This is a genomic window from Serratia sp. MF1(2023), from assembly GCF_030954545.1.
Taxonomy (GTDB): domain Bacteria; phylum Pseudomonadota; class Gammaproteobacteria; order Enterobacterales; family Enterobacteriaceae; genus Serratia; species Serratia sarumanii.
The window spans coordinates 1-19,853 of sequence record NZ_JAVHUX010000016.1; the positions used below are offsets into that span (position 1 = coordinate 1).

18 protein-coding genes are annotated in these 19,853 nt (G+C 61.4%); 10 read left to right on the forward strand and 8 right to left on the reverse strand.

Annotated elements, in window-relative coordinates; genetic code table 11:
* Positions 1-169 precede the first annotated feature (169 nt).
* Together REA38_RS09315 and manA are read right to left on the reverse strand one after the other, a co-directional pair.
* Positions 170-1,702, reverse strand: a complete 1,533-nt coding sequence (locus REA38_RS09315) for a YdgA family protein (protein ID WP_033638429.1) — start codon at positions 1,700-1,702, stop codon at positions 170-172.
* Positions 1,703-1,842: 140 nt separating this feature from the next.
* Positions 1,843-3,021: a mannose-6-phosphate isomerase gene (gene manA, locus REA38_RS09320; protein WP_197668636.1), complete on the reverse strand. Its 1,179-nt coding sequence runs from the start codon at positions 3,019-3,021 to the stop codon at positions 1,843-1,845.
* A gap of 476 nt (positions 3,022-3,497) precedes the next feature.
* On the opposite strand from manA, the gene REA38_RS09325 reads away from it, so the two are divergent.
* The 4 genes from REA38_RS09325 to REA38_RS09340 all read left to right on the forward strand — a co-directional run bounded on the left by REA38_RS09325 (position 3,498) and on the right by REA38_RS09340 (position 6,669).
* Positions 3,498-3,830: a hypothetical protein gene (locus tag REA38_RS09325; RefSeq protein WP_033654745.1), complete on the forward strand. Its 333-nt coding sequence runs from the start codon at positions 3,498-3,500 to the stop codon at positions 3,828-3,830.
* A 231-nt stretch (positions 3,831-4,061) separates the two neighbouring features.
* Positions 4,062-5,459, forward strand: a complete 1,398-nt coding sequence (gene fumC / locus REA38_RS09330) for a class II fumarate hydratase (RefSeq protein WP_033638434.1) — start codon at positions 4,062-4,064, stop codon at positions 5,457-5,459.
* Positions 5,460-5,520: 61 nt separating this feature from the next.
* A complete protein-coding gene (locus REA38_RS09335; protein ID WP_308885766.1) occupies positions 5,521-6,210 on the forward strand; it encodes a YafY family protein in 690 nt (229 codons plus the stop codon).
* 90 nt (positions 6,211-6,300) lie between these two features.
* The gene (locus REA38_RS09340; protein ID WP_033638436.1) at positions 6,301-6,669 is read left to right on the forward strand and encodes a VOC family protein; all 369 of its coding nucleotides are present in this window, start codon (positions 6,301-6,303) and stop codon (positions 6,667-6,669) included.
* Here REA38_RS09340 and tus read toward each other — a convergent pair.
* A complete protein-coding gene (tus, locus tag REA38_RS09345) occupies positions 6,659-7,597 on the reverse strand; it encodes a DNA replication terminus site-binding protein (RefSeq protein WP_094860125.1) in 939 nt (312 codons plus the stop codon). The genes REA38_RS09340 and tus overlap by 11 nt on opposite strands.
* A gap of 332 nt (positions 7,598-7,929) precedes the next feature.
* Between tus and REA38_RS09350 the strand changes: the two genes are divergently transcribed.
* Positions 7,930-9,726 carry a glycoside hydrolase family 3 N-terminal domain-containing protein gene (locus REA38_RS09350; RefSeq protein ID WP_308885767.1) on the forward strand — a complete coding sequence of 599 codons (1,797 nt, stop codon included), beginning with the start codon at positions 7,930-7,932 and terminating at the stop codon, positions 9,724-9,726.
* 118 nt (positions 9,727-9,844) lie between these two features.
* Positions 9,845-11,131, forward strand: coding sequence for a glycoside hydrolase family 10 protein (locus REA38_RS09355; RefSeq protein ID WP_374213781.1), 1,287 nt, complete (start codon positions 9,845-9,847; stop codon positions 11,129-11,131).
* 51 nt (positions 11,132-11,182) lie between these two features.
* On the opposite strand, the gene REA38_RS09360 is transcribed toward REA38_RS09355, so the two are convergent.
* A complete protein-coding gene (locus REA38_RS09360; RefSeq protein ID WP_176692236.1) occupies positions 11,183-12,451 on the reverse strand; it encodes an MFS transporter in 1,269 nt (422 codons plus the stop codon).
* Positions 12,452-12,598: 147 nt separating this feature from the next.
* On the opposite strand from REA38_RS09360, the gene REA38_RS09365 reads away from it, so the two are divergent.
* From REA38_RS09365 to bioD, 3 genes are all read left to right on the forward strand, one after another.
* Positions 12,599-13,489 (forward strand): LysR substrate-binding domain-containing protein, encoded by an 891-nt coding sequence (locus tag REA38_RS09365; RefSeq protein WP_033638441.1) that lies wholly within the window; start codon positions 12,599-12,601, stop codon positions 13,487-13,489.
* 159 nt (positions 13,490-13,648) lie between these two features.
* Positions 13,649-14,866, forward strand: a complete 1,218-nt coding sequence (locus REA38_RS09370; protein ID WP_004938526.1) for an ROK family transcriptional regulator — start codon at positions 13,649-13,651, stop codon at positions 14,864-14,866.
* A 144-nt stretch (positions 14,867-15,010) separates the two neighbouring features.
* Positions 15,011-15,676, forward strand: a complete 666-nt coding sequence (gene bioD / locus REA38_RS09375) for a dethiobiotin synthase (protein ID WP_033648223.1) — start codon at positions 15,011-15,013, stop codon at positions 15,674-15,676.
* A 6-nt stretch (positions 15,677-15,682) separates the two neighbouring features.
* Here the strand turns inward: bioD and REA38_RS09380 are convergent, their stop codons facing one another.
* Positions 15,683-16,177, reverse strand: coding sequence for a DUF2938 family protein (locus REA38_RS09380; protein WP_126192334.1), 495 nt, complete (start codon positions 16,175-16,177; stop codon positions 15,683-15,685).
* Positions 16,178-16,245: 68 nt separating this feature from the next.
* Here REA38_RS09380 and REA38_RS09385 point away from each other — a divergent pair, with 68 nt between their 5' ends.
* On the forward strand, positions 16,246-16,638 hold the full coding sequence (locus REA38_RS09385; protein ID WP_103829478.1) for a helix-turn-helix domain-containing protein: 393 nt from the start codon (positions 16,246-16,248) through the stop codon (positions 16,636-16,638).
* Here the strand turns inward: REA38_RS09385 and clcB are convergent.
* The 3 genes from clcB to osmW all read right to left on the reverse strand — a co-directional run bounded on the left by clcB (position 16,635) and on the right by osmW (position 19,848).
* Positions 16,635-17,936: a voltage-gated ClC-type chloride channel ClcB gene (clcB, locus tag REA38_RS09390; protein WP_308885768.1), complete on the reverse strand. Its 1,302-nt coding sequence runs from the start codon at positions 17,934-17,936 to the stop codon at positions 16,635-16,637. The two genes, REA38_RS09385 and clcB, sit on opposite strands and share 4 nt — an antisense overlap.
* 125 nt (positions 17,937-18,061) lie before the next feature.
* Positions 18,062-19,201 carry an osmoprotectant ABC transporter ATP-binding protein OsmV gene (osmV, locus tag REA38_RS09395; RefSeq protein WP_041034977.1) on the reverse strand — a complete coding sequence of 380 codons (1,140 nt, stop codon included), beginning with the start codon at positions 19,199-19,201 and terminating at the stop codon, positions 18,062-18,064.
* Positions 19,198-19,848 (reverse strand): osmoprotectant ABC transporter permease OsmW, encoded by a 651-nt coding sequence (gene osmW / locus REA38_RS09400; protein ID WP_033638455.1) that lies wholly within the window; start codon positions 19,846-19,848, stop codon positions 19,198-19,200. Before osmW ends, osmV begins: the two co-directional genes overlap by 4 nt.
* Positions 19,849-19,853 lie beyond the last annotated feature (5 nt).

Below are 19,853 nucleotides of genomic sequence, written 5' to 3' on the forward strand. Positions count from 1 at the left end.
AGAACTTTCTGGCGGTTTGCCGCTGGCTGCCAAGCCCGGCAAGGTAATGCCGGACGGCACTGAGTTTGTCTTGCAGCGAAAACTTCATAGAACTGCACCTCCAAATGTCAGATGTGTCCAACATTTGGGGTGCAGTTCACAGGGGGCCCTTGATCAGGCTGTCAGGCGATTACTGCGCCGGTGCCGGAGCGGGTTCCGCTTCCTGCGCCGGTTCAGCGTCTTCCGCCGGGGCGCCCAGCATGGCGAACTGGCCGATGAACTCTTGCAGCGACATCTTGTTGCCGTTGAGGTCAACCTGGTTGTCGGCATAGTGGAACTTGCTCGCGATCACGCCGTCTTTCTGGGTGGTCAGCTTGAACATCTGGCCCATGGCCGCCAGGCCCTGCACCTGCTGCTGCGCCAGTTTCTGCGCGTCTTCCGCATTGTAACCCTGCAACAGCGCGGTTTTCGCGGTCACTTCGGTGGCCATCGCTTCCGGAATGGTCAGGTTGATATCCAGCTTTTTAACCGCCTGCGCGATCAGCTGATCCGGCGATTGCGCCGGGGAGGCGGCTTTGCTCGGATCGGTCAGCGCCAGATCCAGCGTGAAGGTGCTCTCGCCCTTGCTGTTTTTCCAGCTCAGCGGCGCGATGCTGAGGCTCGGGTTGCCTTTCAGCAGCAGCGGCAGGTTCTTTTGCAACAGCTCGGCGTTTTGCTGCTCATACACGGCCGGATCCAGGTTCTCGCCCTGTTGCAGCAGCGCCATGGTCTGGCGGTTGTAGCTGTCGGCGAAGTCTTTCAGCGCCTTGCCGTCGACGTTGTCGATTTTCAGCGCCAGCTTGCCGGCGCCGAAATCGTTGCCCTGCACCTTGAGCGCGTCCATGGTGTAGTCGATCTGGCCGCCGATGTTGCTGCTGCCTTGCTCGCCGAACTTGCTCACCAGGTTGAAACCGTCCAACGCCACGGTATCTTTACCGTCGATCGTCAGTTTGAACTGCTTCAGCGTCATCGTCTGATCGCCGAGCTTCACGCCGAACTTGCTCTCGTTGCTGTTGCCTTTCAGGTTGAAGCCCTGGAAGGTGATCTGCTCGTTTTGACCGAATTCGTTCGGGCTGGCGAACACGATATTGTCGCTATTGGCGTCCAGCACGAATTTTTTCAGATCGCTGGACACATCGGCGTTAATGGTGGCGCCGCTGAATTTCAGCGAAGACTTATCCTTCTGGTAGTCCAGCGGGATGATGTCGATGGCGGACGAGGTGTCCCCGCTGTAAGAGATGCGCGAATCGGCGGTAAACAGCGATTTGCCTTTGGTGGTGTCAAACAGGCCCTTCACCGCCGGGGTATTTTCCAGCTCGGTATGCACCGACGCCATGCTCGGCAGCAGATTGAATTTTTTCAGCTGGGCGAAGGGGAACGGGCCGTGATCGATGGTTTCCAGGAACGCCACTTCTTCACCGGCTTTCAGCGCCGCGTCTTCACTGGTATCCGTGCCGTCGGAACGCAGCACATAACGCACTTTACTGCTGAACAGGCCGCGCTGGTAATTTTCATAGCTCAGCTTAACCCCGGCTTTCGGCAGGTAAGCTTTCAGCTGGCCATTGGCGTTGTCGACGACTTCGCCCATGTGCTGCTCGATCAGTTTCCCGGTGTACCAGGATGCCCCGGTCCATGCTGCGCCAAGAACCACAATGACGCTGACAGCGACTAACGATTTTTTCATAGCTCTGTTTCATCCTTTTTTCTTATCACCCTCCGTTGCGCGGGAGGGGCAAATAGGGGCCGAAAATAAACGCCCGCAGGCGTTTAATTGTGGGGGTAGCTCTCGCTTTCAGCAAGCAATTTGCTGAAATTTATCAACGGTTAGGCCAGCTGGTTATAAACCCTGGCGATGCGGCCGCTGCCGCTGACGTTGACCGGGGATTCGAAAGCCCCGATAAAGCAGGATTCGCCCGGTTTGAGCGTCAGGCGTTGCCCGGATTTTTCCAGCGTCGCTTCGCCGGTGACGCAGAACACGATGGCGGCGCTTTGCTGCGCCAGCGCCTGCGGGGCGGTGGTCAAATCGTGCAGCGAGAAGGCGAAATCCTCCACCGGAATCGGGAAGAACAGCTCGTTGCCGCGCGGCTCCGGCTGGGTCAGCAGGCCGGAAGCCGGCTGCGGGCGGAACTGCAGATTGGCCAGCAGCTCGGGCACGTCGATGAATTTCGGCGTCAGGCCCGCGCGCAGCACGTTGTCCGAGTTGGCCATCACCTCCAGCGCCACGCCTTTCAGGTAGGCGTGCGGCGTTTCGGCATACAGGAACATCGCTTCGCCCGGCGCGAGCTGCACCACGTTCAGCAGCAGCGGTGAGAACAGGCCGCTGTCGTCCGGATAGAAGCCGGCGATAAAGCGTACGGTATCCCAGGGCTCCCCCTGCTGGTTGTTGAGCGCGGCTTTCAATACGCCGAGCGCCAGCGACTTTTGCTCGCCGCTCATCGTCAGCAGGCTGGCGAACAGGGTTGCGAGATGCGCGGTGTCCGGCTGTTGCAGGAAGGCGGCGATGTCGTGGTGTGCGCCGGCGATCGGTTGCAGCAGGGAAACGATATCGGCCAGTTCGCGAAAGCCGTTCATCGCCAGGAACGGCGTGAGGGCGAACACCAGCTCGGGCTTGTGGTTGGGATCTTTATAGTTGCGTTCGGCGGCGCTCAGGGGGATGCCGGCGGCATTCTCTTTCGCGAAGCCGATTTCGGCCGCCGCTTTGCTCGGGTGAACCTGGATCGACAGTGGCTGATCGGCGCAGAGTACTTTAAACAGGAACGGCAACTCGCCAAAGCGGCTGGCGACGTTGGCGCCCAGCTGTTTTGGCTGGTCTTCATCGATAAGAAAGCGCAGCGAACGCAGCTCGCCGTCGGCGCCCGGCACGCGGGAAGGGCTCTTGGGATGGGCGCCCATCCACAGTTCGGCCATCGGCAGATTATCAGGGTTGGCGATGCCGTAAAGACGGGTCAGCGCATCGTGGCTGCCCCAGGCGTAATTCTGTACCGCGTTGGTCATTTTTTGCATGTCGATAAACGTCCTTAGCGTCATTGCCGTACCGGATGGCAATAACTTACTGATTTTATACGGTTAGTTAAATCTGTGCCGACAACCATCATACGCCCGCGTCGGCAGGAAAAATCATGGGCGCGATCAAAACAACGCCGAATAACGTCGCGCCCGGCAACGGGGCCAAAGTATAGCGTGATAACGATCGGCGCCTCAATTGGCGCGCAGGCCTCAAGGCGGCCCGGAAAACCCGCCGTTCGATTATTTTTTGAACCGGCGGGATTATTGCCGATAGTCCGCTCATCCTGCCGCATTATTTATTATTCAGCATGTCAAAATATGACTGCTGAATTTATTTTTTACCGTCTGAGCCATTCCCTTATTATTATTTTCGCGCTGCGCCGGGCGATCACACGCCGAGCTTAAACCTGCGCGTCAGACCCCTTTACCGTAACGGCTAACGAGTCGATTTAACAAAACCAGAGGTCTGTTGCATGAAAAAACTGTTGTTGCTGTTGGGGCTTTGCGCCGGCGCAGCCCAGGCGGCGGTGATCGTCACCTATCCCTACGCGGCGCCGCGCGCCGTGGCGATCGCGCCGGCGCCGATCGTCGTTGCACCCGCGCCGGTCGCGGTTCCCGCCGCGATCGTGCCCGTGGCGCACCCGTTGGCGCTCACCGCCGGCGCGGTGGCGACCGGGGCGTATCGGCATCATGAACGGCAGGACGCCTACGACGAGATCAATCATCTGCAGCAACAACGTATCGATGAGCTCAATCATTTACAGGCGCAGCGCATCAATAATTTTAATTCGCGTCACCCGCGTTAATGAGTAGCCACACTTTTATTCTCCTGGCTCATTCCCGGCCGTTTATTTCGTCGCGGGTTAACCGATGGAAAATAACCGCGTCGTTAATGGGTAAAAAAGATGAAACGTGCTGTGAGATAACTCTCTTAATGCGAATAGTTATTATGTCACTATACTGGGAGTGCATGCCGACGGGGGGGTAGCGCGTCGGCTCAACCCTACGATTTTAGGAATTATGCTAAGGAGATAATGATGGCAGGCGTTCGTATCGAAAAAGACTCTATGGGCCCCATCGAAGTACCGGCCGACAAGCTGTGGGGCGCGCAAACCCAGCGTTCGTTGGCGCATTTCCGCATTTCCTCCGAAAAGATGCCGACCGCGCTGATCCACGCGCTGGCGTTGACCAAGCGCGCCGCCGCGCAGGTGAACGTGGATCTGGGGCTGCTGCCGGCCGAACGGGGCGCCGCCATCATCAGCGCCGCCGACGAAGTGCTGGCGGACAGCCATGCCGACCAGTTTCCGCTGTCGATCTGGCAAACCGGTTCCGGCACCCAGACCAACATGAACATGAACGAAGTGTTGGCCAACCGCGCCAGCGAGCTGCTGGGCGGCGTGCGCGGTGAAGAGCGCAAGGTGCACCCGAACGACGACGTCAATAAAAGCCAAAGCTCCAACGACGTGTTTCCCACCGCGATGCACGTGGCGGCGGTGATTGCGCTGCGCGAACATCTGATCCCCGAGCTGAAAGTGCTGCACAAGACGCTGAGCGACAAGGCTGAAGCCTACCGCGACATCGTCAAAATCGGCCGCACCCATCTGCAGGATGCCACGCCGCTGACCCTGGGGCAGGAGATCTCCGGTTGGGCGGCGATGCTGGCGCACAATCTGAAACACATCGAGGACAGTATTCCGCACATCGCCGAGCTGGCGCTTGGCGGCACGGCGGTCGGCACCGGCCTGAACACCCATCCGGAGTACGCGGTGCGCGTGGCTAAAGCGCTGGCGGAGTTGACCCATCAGCCGTTCGTCACCGCCCCGAACAAGTTCGAAGCGCTGGCGACCTGCGACGCGCTGGTGCAAGGGCATGGCGCGCTGAAAGGGCTGGCGGCCTCGCTGATGAAGATCGCCAACGACGTGCGCTGGCTGGCTTCCGGCCCGCGCTGCGGCATCGGCGAGATTTCGATCCCGGAGAACGAACCGGGCAGTTCCATCATGCCGGGCAAGGTCAACCCGACCCAGTGCGAGGCGATGACCATGCTGTGCGCCCAGGTGCTGGGCAACGACGTGGCGGTAAACATCGGCGGCGCTTCCGGCAACTTCGAGCTGAACGTGTTCCGCCCGATGGTGATCCACAACTACCTGCAGTCGATTCGCCTGCTGGCCGACGGCATGCAGGGCTTCAACGAGCACTGCGCGGTGGGCATCGAACCGAACCGCGATCGCATCACCCAGTTGCTGAACGAATCGCTGATGCTGGTGACGGCGCTCAACACCCACATCGGCTACGACAAGGCGGCGGAAATCGCCAAGAAAGCGCACAAGGAAGGGCTGACGCTGAAAGCCGCGGCGCTGAAGCTCGGCTACCTGACCGAAGCGCAGTTCGACGAGTGGGTGCGGCCGGAAGCGATGGTCGGCAGCATGCAGAAATGATTGATCTGTGAGGCAACCGGGGGCTTACTGAGGTAAGCCCTTTTTTTGTGGAGAGATCAAGATGTCGCGCGCACAACGTTTACTCGATCTGATGCAGCTGCTGCGCAGCCGCCGTTATCCGGTGGCGGGCCATGCGCTGGCGCAGACGCTGGGCATCAGCATGCGCACGCTGTACCGCGATATCGCCACGCTGCAGCAGCAGGGGGCGGAGATCGCCGGCGAGGCGGGCGTCGGCTATGTGCTGCGCCCCGGCTTTATGCTGCCGCCGCTGATGTTCTCGCAGGCGGAGACAGAAGCGTTGGTGCTGGGGATGCGCTGGGTCAGCCGCCGCGGCGACAGCCAACTGGCGAGCGCGGCGGGCCAGGCGCTGGCCAAGATCGCCGCCGTGCTGCCGCCGGCGCTGCGGGAGGAGCTGGAGGCTAACACGCTGTTGATCGCGCCGGTTCAGGCACCGCCGGTGGCGGATGCGATGCGGGTGCTGATCCGTGACACCATCCGCCGCGAGCGCAAACTGCATATCGGCTATCTCGATCTGGCGGGGCAGCGCAGCGAACGCCTGCTGTGGCCCTTTGCGCTGGGCTTTTTCGACCAGCTCCAGGTGCTGGTCGCCTGGTGCGAGCTGCGCCAGGCGTTTCGCCATTTTCGCCTCGATCGCATTCAGGCCGCCATGCCGTTGGAACAGCGCTATCCGCGCGGCCGGCGGCGGCTGCTGAAAGAGTGGCGCCTCAGCGAGGGCATTGCGGAGCAATAGCGGCACGCTGCTGCCATAAACTGTCAGCCGCGCGCTTTAGTCTGTGCCTATCGGGAACCGGCCGGTTCCCATCACCCAGAGGACAGACCGATGACTCTTCCCAGCATGACCCTGCTTTACGTCGACAACCCGCTGAACAGCGCCGCCTTTTATCAACGCTTACTGGGACAGGCGCCGGTGGAACTTTCTCCCGGCTTCGCCCTGTTCGTGCTCAACAACGGCTTTAAGCTGGGTATGTGGGCCAAACAGGGGGTAAAACCTGCGGCGACCCTGACCGGCGGCGGCGGTGAACTGGGCTTTTTGTGCCAGGATCCGCAAGAGGTCGAGGCGCGCTATAACCAGTGGCGCGAACTCGGGCTGCCGATTGAGCAAACGCCGACCGAGATGGCGTTCGGTTACACCTTCGTGGCGCGGGATCCGGACGGCCATCGCCTGCGGGTGTATGCCCTCAGCGAGTAGCGTCGTCGGTATACAGGTGCAGGCGTGGCACCAGCAGCCGCAGCGGCCGGGCGTCGGGTTTGTAACGGTGTTTCACTGCGTCGACGTCGTAGTTGAGCAGCTCGCCAATCTTCGGCACCGCGGCGCCGTTTTCAACCTGACACAGGGCGATCAGCGGCAGCGGGCAGGGGTGTTGCACCTGTTTTTGCTGCTGCTGATACCACACCCGGGCGATCGGCTGCACTTTGACCGGCCGCTTGATTTTCAGCGTCGCGTGCTGCGGCAGGCGGCTGACGTCGTCTATCTCGCGGCTGACCAGGGCAGCCCACTGTTCACGGCTGTGCGGCGGCACCGCGCGGCCGGCTTTCAGGCTTTTCTCCAGCTGCGCCAGGATGTCGTCCCGCTTGACGTTTTTGATGATGTGCTTGTTGGCCCAGCCGAAGCGCACGGAGTCGGGATTGGTCAGGGCGGTGAGGGTGCGATAGGCGCTGAGGGTAATCAGCCCGTGCAGATGGGTGTGCACGAACTCGAAACGCTGCTCCGGCGCCAGGCCGGAATCGACGGTGATAATCTGTTCCAGCTCGCCCTTCAGGCGATTGATCAGCGCCAGCTGCGTTTGCAGCACCTGATACTCCGGCTGCTCCACCGCCAGACAGATGACGCCGGGCAGGCGAACGGCGGCCTTGCTGCTGACATTCTCCCGGTTATGGTGGATAAACAGCCGCTGATAGTGCTCCAGCGCCAGATCGCGCGCCGCTTGCCCCACATGCTGTTCGACCGCGATATGTGAGATGGCCTGATGTTCCTGGCCTTTTTCAACCTCCGGCAGGCTGAACACCCGCGCTGCCAGCAACCGCAGCGGGGCGATCTGCTGCTGCAGCGCGCCGAGCGCCTGCTCCAGTTCGCTAAAGCAGGCGTTCATCCGGCCTATCACATCGTATCTGCTCATCGCACCTTCCTGTTTTAGTTACAACATACTATAGAAGAGTAGCAGACTGGGGGCAACATAGGCCACCGGGGAAAAGGCGGCTTCATTGGCCACCCGGCTTACCAGCGGAAAATACGCCATAACGGTCTTTGGCGGCAGGGCACGCAATACACTCTGTATACGTAGTGTTTTGATTCATTTATGGATTTTATCCTGTTCGTTTGTGTTTTGTTTAATCCATTTTCCGCTCGCCGTTGTCCAAACGCTGGAACAAACGGAATGGCAGGACGCGATGAGCCCTTGGGGTTATCTTTTCTTCTGTCATTAACGGGCGCTTTAAACGGAGGTTCACTGTGGATATTAAACAGAAAGTCAAAAACATGACGCTGGAAGAGAAAATCGGGCAAAAAATCATGCTGGATTTTCGCTACTGGGATCGGAGCGGTAGCAGCAATCAGGATATGACCGTTCCCGATGAAGCCATTGGCAAGCTGATCGCCGATAACCACGTGGGTGGGGTGATCCTGTTTGCCAATAATCTGAAAGACAAGCAGCAGATCAACACATTGACGGCCTGGTATGCCGCGATGAAAACCCACGCGGGCATTCGTTTGTTTATTGGCACCGATAACGAAGGCGGTAACGTTTTCCGGCTGCCGCGCGGCGACTATGCCTCATTTCCCGGCAATATGGCGCTCGCAGCGGCGATTGAGGGCGGTGCGAATAAACATCTCGCCGTTGAACAAGGCAAACTGATGGCCCAGGATATGCGCGCGTTGCATATCAATACCAACTTTGCCCCGGTCGTGGACGTCAACACCAACCCGTTCAATCCGGTGATTAACGTTCGCGCCTTCAGCGATGATAAGAACACCGTTTCCCGTCTGGCAGAGAAAATGGTGGCGGGCATGAAACAGCAGGGGCTGATCACCGCTTACAAGCACTTCCCCGGCCATGGCAGCACCTCGACCGACTCGCATACCGGCTTGCCGCGCGTCGATCGCACGCGGGAAGAGGCTTTTGCCATCGATATCGCTCCTTACAAGCAGGCCATCGATCGCTGCGCGGCGCCGGACATGGTCATGACCGCCCATATTCAGTATCCGGCACTGGATAACCGCCAGATAGACACCCGCAGCGGTGAAAAAATCACGGTGCCGGCCACCATGTCGCATGAAATTCAGACCCAGATCCTGCGCAATGAATTGGGGTATGCCGGCGTAACGATTTCAGACGCGCTGGATATGGGCGCGATTGCCGAGCATTTCAGCCAGCAAGCGGCTGCTGAAAACGTCTTTGCCGCGGGGGTGGATATTGCCCTTATGCCTGTCAGCATCGCTTCGCCGGCTCAGGCGCGCTTGCTGCCGGATCTGATCCGTTACCTTGCGGACAGGGTGAAAACGGGGCATCTCAGCGAGGCTGATATCGATGCCTCGGTCGAGCGAATTTTGCGCCTGAAATTACGCCATAACCTGATGGGCCATAGCGACAGGCCGTGTTCCAACGACGCTTCGTCCTCAGCGCACAAGCTGGAAAAACGCATCGCCGATCGCTCCATTACCGTGGTGATCAATCGCCACAGCCTGTTGCCGCTGAAGGACAAAACGCTGCGCTACTTTATTTTGACCCCGTGGGGCGAGCAGGCCAACGGCATTGCGCGCGTGATGGCGCAGGAGGGGTATCAGAACGTCGTTGCCGCGAAGGAAACGGAGCTGAGCGACGCCCAGGTCAGAGAGCATATTGCCGGCTGCGACGTGTTCCTGCTCGGAACGCTGTCAACCCGCTTTACGCCTGCCGAGCAGGATGGGGTGGTGACTTCAGCAACCGGAGCGGGCAATGAAGGCAGTCCTTATCCGGGCTGGTTGAAATACGCTGCCGAGCAAGGGAAAAAACGCGTTCACCTCTCACTGCGCGCCCCTTACGATATCGTGAACTATGCCGCAGAGGTGGAGGCGGCCGTCGCCACCTACGCCTACTACGGTTATGACAGCGGCGTGTGGCGCGGCCCTTCGATGGTCTCTTTGGCGCAGGTGCTGACGGGTAAAATCAAACCGCAGGGCAAATTGCCGGTCAACACCTGGCATGACTACGATGCGGAAACCAATACGGGCAAGGTGGCGTTCCCTCGCGGGACTGGGCTGAGCTGGTGATGGGGTAAGGACACCGGCGTCGTCTGAAAAAGGCGACGCCGGCAGCTTGATAGCGGGCAGTTTCTTGCTCTGCACGTAACGACATGGGATAACCGTCACTCACGGAAGGAGAATCAGGATGCCGACAGGCGCAACAAAATTAGGCGGATGGCTGTTGATGGCCGCCATGCTGGGCGTGAGCGGATGCGCCAAGCCACCCGAACCGGAGAAGCCCCCGCGGCCGACACCGCCGATAACACCGATGCGGGGCATCTGGCTGGCCACGGTCATTGGCCTGGACTGGCCGCCGGCGGCCTCCCTGAAGGCGGAAACCGCGCAAGAGCGGGTTTGCCAGCAGAAACAGGGGCTGACGGACGCGCTGGACGAGATGGTGAAAACCGGGATTAACACGGTTTATTTTCAGGTTAAACCGGACGGCACGGCCCTGTGGCGCTCAAACATCTTGCCCTGGTCTGAGGTGTTGACCGGCACCGTTGGCCAGGATCCCGGCTATGATCCGCTGGCCTTTATGCTGCAAGAAGCGCACCGGCGCGGCATTAAGGTGCATGCCTGGCTGAACCCTTATCGGGTTTCCATGAATACTCGCCCACAGACGATTGAGGCACTCAATCATACGCTGCAGTCGCCGCCGGCCAGCGTCTATGCGCTGCATCACGACTGGATACGCACCGCCAACGAGCGCTTCGTGCTCGACCCCGGCCTGCCCGACGTGCGCAACTGGATCACCGGCGTGGTGGCTGAAATAGTCAAAAACTACGATGTCGACGGCATTCAGTTTGACGATTACTTCTATTACGAAACGCCGCAATCGCCGCTGGATGATGAACGAACATATCGCGCATACGGCAAAGGATTTGCAGACAAAGCCGCCTGGCGCAGAGACAACACGCTGCAATTGATAAAACAGGTGTCAGCCGCCGTCAAAGCATTGAAGCCCGAGGTTGCGTTTGGCGTCAGCCCGGCGGGCGTATGGCGAAACAAAGCGGACGATCCTGACGGTTCGGCGACGCGGGCAGGCGCGCCATCGTATGATACGGCCTATGCCGATACGCGCCAGTGGGTAAAACTGGGGCTGCTCGATTACATCGCACCGCAGCTGTATTGGCCTTTTGATCGTGAAATTGTCCGCTACGACGTGCTGGCCAACTGGTGGGCCGAGGTGGTGAAAGGCACGTCGGTTCGGCTCTATGCCGGGGTGGCGCTGTATAAAGTGGGTACGCCTGCGGCTAGCGAGCCGGCCTGGGCCGTCGAGGGCGGCGTTCCCGAACTGAAAAGGCAGCTCGATCTCAACGAAAGCCTGCCGGGAATGGGGGGAACCATCCTGTTCCGGCAACGCTATCTGACTGAGCCGCAAACGGATAAGGCGGTGGCGTACCTGCGCACCCGCTGGAAAACCGGTCAATAATCACAGGCACTGGCATGACAAGCCGCGGCAAACCACCGCGGCTTTTTCTCTTCAAAGGCGCGCCGCTTCCGGCAGGCGTTTCAGGTAATGCACTACCAGCAGCGCCAGCAGCAGCATCAGGCTGATGAACGCCGCCACGCCATTCCAGCCGAAACTGTGCCAGAACACGCCGCCGAGGGTGCCGGCCACGCTCGAGCCGACGTAATAGCAGAACAGATACAGCGACGACGCCTGGCCTTTGGCGCGGCGCGCGCGGCGGCCGATCCAGCTGCTGGCCACCGAGTGGGCGGCGAAAAAGCCGGCGGTGAACAGCATCATGCCGATAAAGATCGCCGGCACCTGTGGCAGCGCGGTAATCAGAATCCCGATCAGCATAATTACGATCGAGGCCAGCAGCACCGGGCCGCGCCCGAAGCGCGAGGTGAGCGCGCCGGCCTTGGGCGAGCTGTAGGAGCCGGTGAGGTACACCACCGACAGCAGGCCGACGATCGCCTGGCTCAGGTGGTAAGGATCCGCCAGCAGGCGATAGCCGATGTAGTTGAACAGGGTGACGAAGCTGCCCATCAGCAGGAAACCTTCCGCGAACAGCAGCGGCAGGCCCTTATCGTGCCAATGCAGTTTGAAATTGATCAGCAGGGTGCGCGGGCGCAGCGAGCTGGCGCGAAAATGCCGCGAGGCGGGCAGGATGCGCCAGAACATGCAGGCGGCGGCGAGGGCGAACAGGCCGATAACTCCGAGCGACACGCGCCAGGAGAAGAAGTCGGTCAACACCCCGGTCACCAGGCGGCCGCTCATGCCGCCGATCGAGTTGCCGCTGATATACAGCCCCATCGAGAAGGCGACGAAGCTGGGATGGATCTCTTCGCTGAGATAGGTCATGCCGACCGCCGCCACGCCGCTCAGCGACAGGCCGATCAGCGCGCGCATCAGCAAAATGCCATGCCAACTGGTCATAAAGGCGCAGATCAGCGTGCAGACCGCCGCCAGCAGCAACGCCACCACCATCACCGATTTGCGGCCGATGGCGTCGGACAGCGGCCCGGTAAACATCAGGCCGATCGCCAGCAGGCCGGTGGAGACCGAGAGCGACAGGCTGCTTTCCGCCGGCGAGACGCCGAAATCTTGCGACAGCACCGGCAGGATCGGCTGCACGCAGTAGAGCAGCGCGAAGGTCGCCAGCCCGGCGGAAAACAGCGCCAGCGTTACGCGCATAAACTGCGGCGTGCCGCGTTCGATGTAGGGGAGTTTGTTGTTGAGGGTGGAGCGTTTTATTTTTGGCGCAGCGGCCGCGTCATCGTTGGCGGCCAGCGTCGACGGCATCGCGACCGCAGAACGCACAGGGGTTGTCACAGCGTTTCCTTACCGAACGTCGGGGAGATAAACAGACACTTTGCAGATAACAAAATGATAGGGAGCGGCGATTTTTTTGTCTAATATATTAATAATTAAAATTAAGACGTTTTAAATATGAATATCGAATTGAGGCACCTGCGTTACTTTATCGCCGTGGCGGAAGAGCTGCATTTTGGCCGCGCCGCCGAGCGGCTGCGCATCTCCCAGCCGCCGCTCAGCCAGCAAATCCAGGCGCTGGAGGAGATGGTCGGCGCGCGGCTGCTGGCGCGCAACAACCGCAACGTCAGTTTGACCCAGGCCGGGGAGATGTTCCTCAAAGAAGCCTATCAGGTGCTCGATCAGGTCGGGCGCGCGGCGGAAAAGGCGGCGCGTCTGGATCGCGGCGAACTGGGGGAAATGACCATCGGCTTTACCTCTTCCGCGCCCTTTATCGGCGTGGTGTCGCGCAGCCTGCGCGCCTTTCGTCAGCACTCGCCGCAGGTGCATATCAAAATGCGCGAAATCAACACCAAACAGCAGATCGAACCGCTGCTGAACGGTGAGCTGGATCTGGGGGTGATGCGCAACACGCGGCTGCCGGAAGCGCTTCACTATCAGCTGCTGCTGCGCGAACCGCTGGTGGCGGTGGTGCCGCAAGGGCATCCGCTGGCGGAAACGCCCGGCGGCGCACTGCGGTTTCAACATCTGGCGCAGGAGCCGTTCGTGTTCTTCTCGCGCGAAGTGGGCACCGCGCTGTACGACGAAATTCTGCTGCTACTCGGCAAGGCCGGCATAACTCCGTACATCACCCAGGAAGTGGGCGAAGCGATGACCATTATCGGGCTGGTTTCCGCCGGGTTGGGGGTGTCGATTTTGCCGGCTTCTTTCGCCCGGGTGCGGGTGGACGGCGTGCGCTATTTGCCGCTGGCGGAACCGGACGCCACCACCGAAGTGTGGCTGGTGCATCACCGCCGGCGGCCGCTGACCGCTGCGGCGCAGGCGCTGATGGCGTTGATGCTCAAATGACGCCGAAACCGGGTAAATAAAACTCGATTCACGCTGAAATTGCGAGGAATTTGTGCAGCAAATCACATAACGAATCAAATAGTTGACGCTGTATGACAAAAGCCCCACCATAACCCCTAGTCTTTATTTAGAAGCGCGAAAAATAGTAGGAGCAGGTTTGTGATTGCGGTTGGGCAGCCTGGGCATATCGATCAAATCAAGCAGACTAATGCGGGGGCGGTTTATCGGCTAATCGATCAACTGGGCCCGATTTCGCGCATCGAACTGTCAAAACGCGCGCAGCTGGCGCCCGCCAGCATCACCAAGATCGTGCGCGAACTGCTGGAAGCCCACCTGGTCAAGGAAACCGAGTACCAGGAAATCGGCAGCCGGGGCCGCCCGGCGGTGGGACTGGTGCTGGACACCGAAGCCTGGCATTACCTGTCCGCCCGCATCAGCCGCGGCAGCATCACGCTGGCGCTGCGCGATCTCAGCAGCAAACTGGTGGTGGAGGAACAGCTGCCGCTGGCGGCCGAACACCCCGAACCGCTGTTGAAACGCATCCTGACCGAAGTCGATCAGTTCTTTATCCGCCACCAAAGCAAGCTGGAGCGGCTGACGGCGATCGCCATCACGCTGCCGGGCATGATCGACGTGCAGTCCGGCGTGGTGCACCGCATGCCGTTTTACGACGTGCTGGAGATGCCGCTCGGCCCGGCGCTGGAAACCCGCACCGGCCTGCCGGTTTACCTGCAGCACGACATCAGCGCCTGGACCATGGCCGAGGCGCTGTACGGCGCCTCGCGCGGCAGCCAGAACGTCATTCAGGTGGTGATCGACCATAACGTCGGCGCCGGGGTGATCACCGGCGGCCATGTGCTGCACGCCGGCAGCCACAGCGTGGTGGAGATCGGCCACACCCAGGTCGATCCTTACGGCAAACGCTGCTACTGCGGCAACCACGGCTGTCTCGAGACCGTGGCCAGCATCGAGAACATGCTGGAGATCGCCCAGCAGCGGCTGAGCGGCTCGATGAGCTCCAGCCTGCACGGGGCGCCGCTGACCGTCGAATCGCTGTGCGACGCCGCGCTGGCGGGCGATCAGCTGGCGCGGGACATTATCCTCGGCGTCGGCCACAGCGTGGGGCGCATTCTGGCTATCATGGTCAACCTGTTCAATCCGGAGAAGATCCTGGTGGGCTCGCCGCTCAACCGCGCGGCGGAGATCCTGCATCCGGCCATCGCCTCCTGCATTCGTCAGCAGGCGCTGCCGGCCTACAGCGAGCAGGTCAAGGTCGAATCCACGCAGTTCTTCAATCAGGGCACCATGCCCGGCGCGGCGCTGGTGAAAGAGGCGCTGTACAACGGTTCATTGCTGGTGCAGCTGTTGCAGGGCTAACATCAGAACTTCTTATTAATCCCGCAAAAGATTGAGCTACCTCAAGCCCCTATGAGGGCGCATCCCCTAGAATTTTTCCGCAAGACTTCTTCGCCGCCGGTGCGGCGACACATTGTTAACGGGGCATTCTGGGGCATTTTATTCATGTTGAAGCGTTTATTTGTGACAGGCACGGATACCGACGTCGGTAAAACCGTGGTTTCCCGCGGGTTGATGCAGGCGCTGGCCGCCGATGGCCGTTCGGTGGCCGGCTACAAGCCGATCGCCGCACGCTGCCAGGAAACCAGTGAGGGCATCCGCAATAAAGACGCTTTGGTGTTGCAGGCCACCTCAACCCTGCCGCTGTCCTACGAGGAGATCAATCCCATCACCTGCCTGGATGAGGTGTTTCACGCGCATGCAACCGAGGACATCAACTATGGCGTGATGAGCAGCGGTCTGCGCGATCTGTCCGCCAAAGCCGATACGGTGGTGGTGGAAGGCAGCGGCGGTTGGCGGGTGCTGATGAACGATCTGCGGCCTTACGCCGAGTGGGTGGTGCAGGAACAGCTGCCGGTGGTGCTGGTGGTGGGCATCAAACTGGGCTGCGTCAGCCACGCGCTGCTGACCGCGCAGTCGATCATCAACGACGGCCTGCCGCTGCTGGGCTGGGTGGCCAACCGCATCAACCCGGGGTTGGCGCACTATGCCGAAACCATCACGGCGCTGCAGCAGCGCATTCCCGCGCCGCTGCTGGGTGAAATTCCGTATCTGCCGCGCGCGGAGCAGCGCGAACTGGCGCACTACCTCGATATTTCCACGCTGCTGTAAAACCGTTCAGGCGCAGAGCGTCGCCAACAGCCGGGCGGCGATCAGCAGGCCCAGCCCATACACCGTGTGGGTGAGCAGGCTGAGGAGCCGCGCTTTTCGTGGGTAGGCGGTTTTTGCCGCCGCCACGCCAAAGCCCAGCGCGGGCTGCATCACCAGAAATGGCGCCGCCAGGCTCAGCCAGCCGCTCAACAGCGCGATGAGCGGCTCCGGCGTCGCATACCACTCGCTGCCCGCCAACCCGAGCGGGATAAAGGCAAACGCGATGCCGATGGCGTAATGCAATATCCAGCCGATTTCTCTCTCCCCCCGGCGCGGCGGCGCCGTAACGATGGTGGCGTGAAACCAGCGGCCGTCGAACATGCCGAGAAACCAACGGCCCACCAGCGCATAATCGAGAGAAGGGATGCCGAAGCGCCGCTTCAGCAGCAGCGCCCACAGATCCATGCAGAGGGTGGCGCCGGCGCCGGTTAACAGGATGCGCACTAACAGATCGGGGGTCATAGGGTGTCCTTGGCTCAGTGACGTGATAATGTGCGCACAGTGTGCAACTTAAAGTCGGCTTCAAGTCAATGGCAAAAGAACTGGATATCGGCGCGGTGGCGCGCCTGAGCGGAGTCGCGCCTTCCGCGCTGCGGCATTACGAGAAGAAAGGGCTGATCGCGTCGACGGGCCGCCACGGTTTGCGCCGCCAATACGCCGCCGGCGTGCTTGACCAACTGCGGCTGATCGCGCTGGCGCGCCTGGCCGGTTTGACGCTGGACGAGATGAGCGCCTTGTTTGACGAACGGGGCAAGATAGCGCTCGATCGCGGGCTGCTGGCGGCGCGGGCGGATGAACTGGATCGCCATATCCAACGCCTGATGCAGGTGCGCGACGGGCTGCGCCACATGGTCGATTGCCCTGAACCCGAGCACCTGCAGTGCCCGCAGTTCAGGAAAATCCTGCAGCAGGGCGAGTTCTAAGCCTCGCGTTTGGGCGGCGGCGCCGAGTGATACACCGACACCGGCCGCAGACCGCGCGACACGGTGGTGGCGATCACGCACGAGAGCAGAATGCCGGGCAGCAGCGCGTATTCGCCGGTCATTTCAAACACCATCAGCGCCGCCATGATTGGCGCATGGGTGGTGGCGGCCAGCAGGGTGGCCATGCCGGTCAGCGCCAGCAGCAGCGGCACCGCCGCATCCATGCCCGGCCACAGGCCAAACAGCTGACCGATGATCGAACCGAGCGCGGCGCCGACGAACAGCGTCGGGGTGAAGACCCCGCCCGGCGCGCCCGACCCGCTGCTGGCGAGGATCGCCAACAGTTTGCACACCAGGATCGCCCCCAGCAGCAATACCCCCGGCGGCGCGATCAGCAGCGCCTGTACCACGCTGTAACCATTGCCCCACACCTGCGGGAACAGCAGCGAAAGCAGCCCGACGATCAGGCCGCCCAGCGCCAGCTGCAACGGCGGCTTCAACCGCAGCGAGCGGAAGGCATGGCCGGTGACGGTCATCAGCCATAAAAACAGCGGCCCACCGGCGCCGGCCACCACGCCGACCAGCGCCATCAGCAGGTATTGCGTCGGCAAGGGGGCGGCGAGCGGCGTCACCAGATAGAGCGGCGCCTGGCCGCCGTTGAGCAGGTTGGTCATCAGCAGGGCGCTGACCGCGGCGATCACCACCGGGCCGAGCGAGGCCAACATCAGGGTGCCGAACAGGATCTCGGCGATAAACAGGCTGCCCGCCAGCGGCGCATGATAGGCGCTGGCCATCCCGGCGGCGGCGGCGCAGGCCACCCACAGTTTCCATTCTTTCTCGTGCGTAAAGCGCTGGGCAAACAGCGAGCCCACCAGCGCCGCCAGCAGGATCATCGCGCCTTCGCGGCCGATGGCGCTGCCGCTCGACACCACCAGCAGCGACGCCAGGCACTTCACCAGGCTGGCGCCGGTGTCCAGCTTGCCGTTTCCGGTCTCGATCGCTTCCATATAGTCGGTGGGCGCCGCCGGGCGCTGGTGGCGGTAGCGCTGATGCATATACAGCAGCAGGCCCGCCGCCAGCCCGCCCAGCGCCGGAGTGAGGGCGCGCCGCCAGCCGGGCAGCGCGGCGGCGGCGGCCACCAGGCTGCCGTCGGCATTGCCGAGCAGCAGCCACTCGAGGCCAATCATCGAACGGTGGAACAGCCACACCGCCAGGGCGGCGGCGACGCCGATGAACACGGCGATAAACAGGCTGCGCAACAGGGCGCGATAGTGGTGCAGATGGACCAATCTTTTCATGCGTGGGCAGCGTCGTGAGAAAAATCAAAGGGTCATCAGCGCATTGTGCTTGGCGCTCCGGCCGATGACCAGTGAATCTTTAGCAAACTGCGGCGTGGGCGGGGCGGCGAGCGCCCCGGCGTGGGTTATTGCGGCGTCAGCACCCGGCGCGTGCGGCCGGAGCTGAGGTAGTCGGCGATATAATCCTGCGAGATTTCGCCGCTGTAGCGGCCGTCTTCATCGACGATCGGCATCCAGGAGGTGTTGTGCTCGTACAGCTTTGACAGCACCACGCGCAGGTTCTCCTCCGCACGGGCGGTGACGCGGAAACGGTGCAGGCTGTCGGCGCAGACGCCCGGCGCGCCGCGCGCCTCGCGGCGCTTGACGTACCCCAGCGGCTTGCCGTCGGCGTCCACCACCGTCACCGAGCGGGCGTCGATATCGTCCATCAGCCCGAACGCTTCCACTAGCGGCGTCTCCCGCCGCACCGTCACCGTTTCCTGTTGATCGGCCACGTCGCCGGCCTGCACCAGCAGCAGGCGCTTCAGCGTGCGATCCTGGCCGACAAAGGAAGCGACGAAGTCGTTGGCCGGTCGCGCCAGCAGCTCATCGGCGCTGGCGTTCTGCACGATTTTGCCCTGGCGGAACACCGCGATGCGATCGCCGAGCTTCAGCGCTTCGTCGATGTCGTGGCTCACCAGCATCACGGTTTTTTTCAGCTGGCGTTGCATGTCGAGAAACTCGTTCTGGATGGTTTCGCGGTTGATCGGATCCACTGCGCCGAAGGGTTCATCCATCAGCAGCACCGGCGGATCGGCCGCCAGCGCGCGGATCACGCCGATGCGCTGCTGCTGCCCGCCGGACATCTCTTTCGGGTAGCGGTGCAAAAAACGTTTGGGATCCAGCGCCACCATGCTCATCAGCTCCTCGGCGCGATCGTGGCAGCGTTTTTTGTCCCAGCCCAGCATGCGCGGCACCACGGTGATGTTCTCCTCGATGGTCATGTTGGGAAACAGGCCGATCTGCTGGATGACGTAGCCGATTTTGCGGCGCAGGCTGACGGTATCCAGCGCGCTGGTGTCTTCGCCGTTGACCAGAATGGTGCCGCCGGTGGGTTCGATCAGGCGGTTGATCATCTTCAGCGTGGTGGTTTTGCCGCAGCCGGAAGGGCCGAGCAGCACGCAGATTTCGCCTTCCGGCACGTCCAGATTGATGTTGTCTACGGCGTTGAACGGCGTGCCGTTCTTTTGCATGAACTGTTTGGTCAGATTTTCCAATTTAATCATGAGCGGATCCCCTTGGGCGTTAGCGCAATTTGCAAGCGGTGCAATAACCAATCGAGGACGATCGCCAGCAGGCTGATCATCACGGCACCGGTAATCAACTGGCGGATGTCGCTGCTGCTGATGCCGTTGAGCAGCAGCAGGCCGAGGCCGCCGGCGCCGATCACCGCAGCGATCGCCATCACGCCGATATTCATTACCACGGCGGTGCGGATGCCGCCGAAAATCACCGGCAGCGCCACCGGGATCTCCACCCAGCGCAGGCGTTGCCAGAACGTCATGCCGATGCCGCGGCCGGCTTCGCGCAGCCCGCCGGGCAGGTTGTCGAGCGCGGTGTGGGTGTTGCGCACGATTGGCAGCAGCGAGTAAAGGAACACCGCGGTGATCGCCGGCACGTAGCCGATGCCGTGGCCGATTAAGGAAAACAGCGGGATCATCAGCCCGAACAGGGCGATGGAGGGCACGGTCAGCACCAGCGTGGCCAGGCTCAGCACCGGCGTCGCCAGCCATTTGTGGCGGACGATCAGCACGCCGAGCGGCACGCCGATCAGGATCGCCAGGCCGACGGCGACGCCGACCAGCAGCAGATGTTCCAGCGTCAATCCGGCGATATAGGCCCAGTTTTGCCAGGCGTAAAGTATGGTATTCATCACAT